This is a genomic window from Pseudoxanthobacter sp., assembly GCF_036822375.1.
In the GTDB taxonomy this organism is placed as follows: Bacteria; Pseudomonadota; Alphaproteobacteria; order Rhizobiales; family Segnochrobactraceae; genus Pseudoxanthobacter.
On sequence record NZ_DAISHT010000183.1, the window covers coordinates 1 to 2,906 of the forward strand.

At 69.8% G+C, this 2,906-nt stretch carries 3 protein-coding genes and 1 pseudogene; all 4 read left to right on the top strand.

Annotated elements, in window-relative coordinates; translation table 11 throughout:
• Positions 1-315: pseudogene (locus V7067_RS14060) on the top strand (benzoate 1,2-dioxygenase large subunit); the annotation flags it as partial.
• A gap of 86 nt (positions 316-401) precedes the next feature.
• Positions 402-944, top strand: coding sequence for a benzoate 1,2-dioxygenase small subunit (gene benB / locus V7067_RS14065; RefSeq protein ID WP_334176533.1), 543 nt, complete (start codon positions 402-404; stop codon positions 942-944).
• 14 nt (positions 945-958) lie between these two features.
• Positions 959-1,981 carry a benzoate 1,2-dioxygenase electron transfer component BenC gene (benC, locus tag V7067_RS14070; protein WP_334176534.1) on the top strand — a complete coding sequence of 341 codons (1,023 nt, stop codon included), beginning with the start codon at positions 959-961 and terminating at the stop codon, positions 1,979-1,981.
• A complete protein-coding gene (locus tag V7067_RS14075) occupies positions 1,978-2,763 on the top strand; it encodes a 1,6-dihydroxycyclohexa-2,4-diene-1-carboxylate dehydrogenase (RefSeq protein ID WP_334176535.1) in 786 nt (261 codons plus the stop codon). The genes benC and V7067_RS14075 overlap by 4 nt, the downstream gene beginning before the upstream one ends.
• The last annotated feature ends 143 nt before the right edge of the window (positions 2,764-2,906 follow it).

A 2,906-nucleotide genomic window follows, 5' to 3' on the forward strand; every position in this document is an offset into this window, starting at 1 on the left:
GATTTCTTCAACGCCTCCGGCATGGCGACGCCGGACGATCTGGAGGAATTCCGCTCCTGCCAGACCGGCTTCCTCGGCAAGGCGGCCGTGTGGAACGACCTGTCGCGCGGGGCCACCCACTGGATCGAGGGCGCCGACGAAGGCGCCCGGGCCATCGGTCTGAAGCCGCTGATGAGCGGCGCGCGCACCGAGGACGAAGGGTTGTTCGTGGTGCAGCACCGCCACTGGAAGGACGCCCTCGTACGCGCGCTGGAGGCCCGCGCCGCGAACGCCGCGGCCGCCCTTGCGCCGGACGATGCCCCGGCCGGCGCCTGACGCCGCCGCCCGCCCTTCCCTTCATCCCATCAAGGCCACCGGACGGGCCGGCTGCCAGCGCCGGCCCCAACCGGGGAGGAAACGCCATGACAGATGCCATCACCATCGCCCGCCCGGACCCGGCATCCCCCGCGGCCGCCGTCGCCGCCGGTGCCGCCGTTGCCGCCTTTCTCTATCGCGAGGCGCGCTTTCTCGACGACAAGGACTGGGACAGCTGGCTGGCGCTCTATGCGCCGGAAGCGACCTTCTGGATGCCGTCGTGGGACGATGACGACCGGCTGACCACCGATCCCCAGCGCGAAATCTCGCTGATCTATTACGGCAGCCGTCAGGGTCTGGAAGACCGTGTGTTCCGCATCCGCACCGAGCGCTCCAGCGCCACCAGCCTGCCGGAACCGCGCACCCACCACACCCTCTCCAACATCGAGATCCTGTCCTGGCAGGATGGCCGGGCGGAGGTGCGCTTCAACTGGACCACCTACAGCTTCCGCTACAAGATCACCGATCTTTATTTCGGCACGTCGTTCTACACGCTCGATGTCAGCGACGGCGATTTCCGGATCCTCGCCAAGAAGGTTGTTCTGAAGAACGACTACATCCACCACGTCATCGACATCTACCACATCTGAGCGGAGGACCGGTCATGACCTTCAGGATCGCCCTCGGTTTCGAGGATGGCGTTACCCGCTTCATCGATTGCAAGCCCAGCGAAAGCGTGGCCGATGCCGCCTATCGCGCCGGCATCAACATTCCGCTCGACTGCCGCGACGGTGCCTGCGGCACCTGCAAGAGCGTGTGCGAATCCGGCCGCTTCGATCCCGGCCAGCCGCTGGACGAGGCGCTGTCGCCCGAAGAGGCGGCGGAAGGCTATGTGCTGACCTGCCAGATGAAGCCGCAGTCGGACTGCGTGGTGCGCATTGCCGCCGCCTCCGCCGCCTGCAAGGTGCGCCCGGCCGCGACGGGTGCCACGCTGACGGCCGTTGAGGCGTTGTCGCCCACCACGCTGCGCTTCGAGCTGGCGCCCGACGGCGGCGCCGATCTCGCCTTCCTGCCCGGCCAGTATGCCAATATCGGCGTGCCGGGCACGGCGGAGACCCGCGCCTATTCGTTCGCCAGCCTCAGCCGCAACGGGCGGGTGGATTTCGTGGTGCGCAACATTCCCGGCGGCCTCATGTCCGGCTGGCTGGCCAGCAGCGCGAAGGCCGGCGACCGGATGACGCTGACCGGCCCGTTCGGCAGCTTCTACCTGCGCCCGCTCGTGCGCCCGGCGCTGATGCTGGCCGGCGGCACCGGCCTTGCGCCGTTCATCGCCATGCTGGAACGCCTGCTGGAGACCGGCTTCACCCATCCCGTGCGGCTGGTCTGCGGGGTCACCGGACCGGCCGACCTCGTGCTCACGGAGCGGCTGGCGGACATTGCCGCCCGCGCGCCCGCCTTCAGCTTCATCACCGTGGTGGCGGATGCCGCCAGCGGCCATCCGCGCACCGGCTATGTCACCCAGCACCTCGAAGACGCCGACTTCCACGGCGGCGATGTCGACATCTACCTGTGCGGTCCGCCGCCGATGGTGGATGCGGTGCGGGCCGACCTGCACCGGCGCGCCATCACGCCGGCCTCGTTCCACACCGAGAAGTTCGCGCCCGGCACGGAGGCGAAGGCAGCATGAGCCGGCCGGATCGCTTCACGGGCCGGGTGATGATCGTCACCGGCGCGGCACAGGGCATCGGCGAGGCCGTGGCCCGGGGGCTTGCGGCGGAGGGGGCGCGGCTGGTGCTGGCCGACCGCTCGCCGCTGCTGGCCGACCTCGGTCAGGCGCTTGCCGCCGGCGGCACCCCGGCCGAGACCGTCAATGCCGACCTTGAGCACTATGCCGGGGCGGAAAGCGTGGTCGCCGCCGCGCTGTCGCGCTTCGGCCGCATCGACGGCCTCATCAACAATGTCGGCGGCACCATCTGGGCCCGGCCGTTCGCCCGATACGGGGAAGCGGAAATCGAGGCGGAGATCCGCCGCTCGCTGTTTCCCACCCTGTGGTGCTGCCGGGCGGTGCTGCCGGTGATGATGGCGCAGAAGGGCGGCGTCATCGTCAACGTGTCGTCCATCGCCACGCGCTCCATCCACCGCGTGCCCTATGCCGCGGCCAAGGGCGGGGTCAACGCCATCACCGCCTCGCTGGCCATGGAGGCCGCACCCCACGGCATCCGCGTGGTGGCAACCGCACCGGGCGGCACCGCCGCGCCGCCGCGCCGCATCCCGCGCGGCGACCTGCCGGAAACGGATCAGGAAAAGGCCTGGTATCAGGCCATCGTCGACCAGACGGTCTCGTCCAGCCTGATGAAACGCTACAGCACGCTGGCCGAACAGGCGGCGCCGATCCTGTTCATGGCCTCCGACGAGGCCAGCTATGTCACCGGCAGCGTGCTGCCGGTGGGCGGAGGCGATCCGGGCTGACCCGCCCGGACTGCCATTTCAACAACCAAAACAGACAAAGCCGTCCGCGCCCGCGGGGAAACGGGCGCGGCAACGGGAGGGAAAATCATGTCCGCACCGCACCCCCGCACGCCGCCACCGGGCGCCGGCCAGCCTGTCGCCGG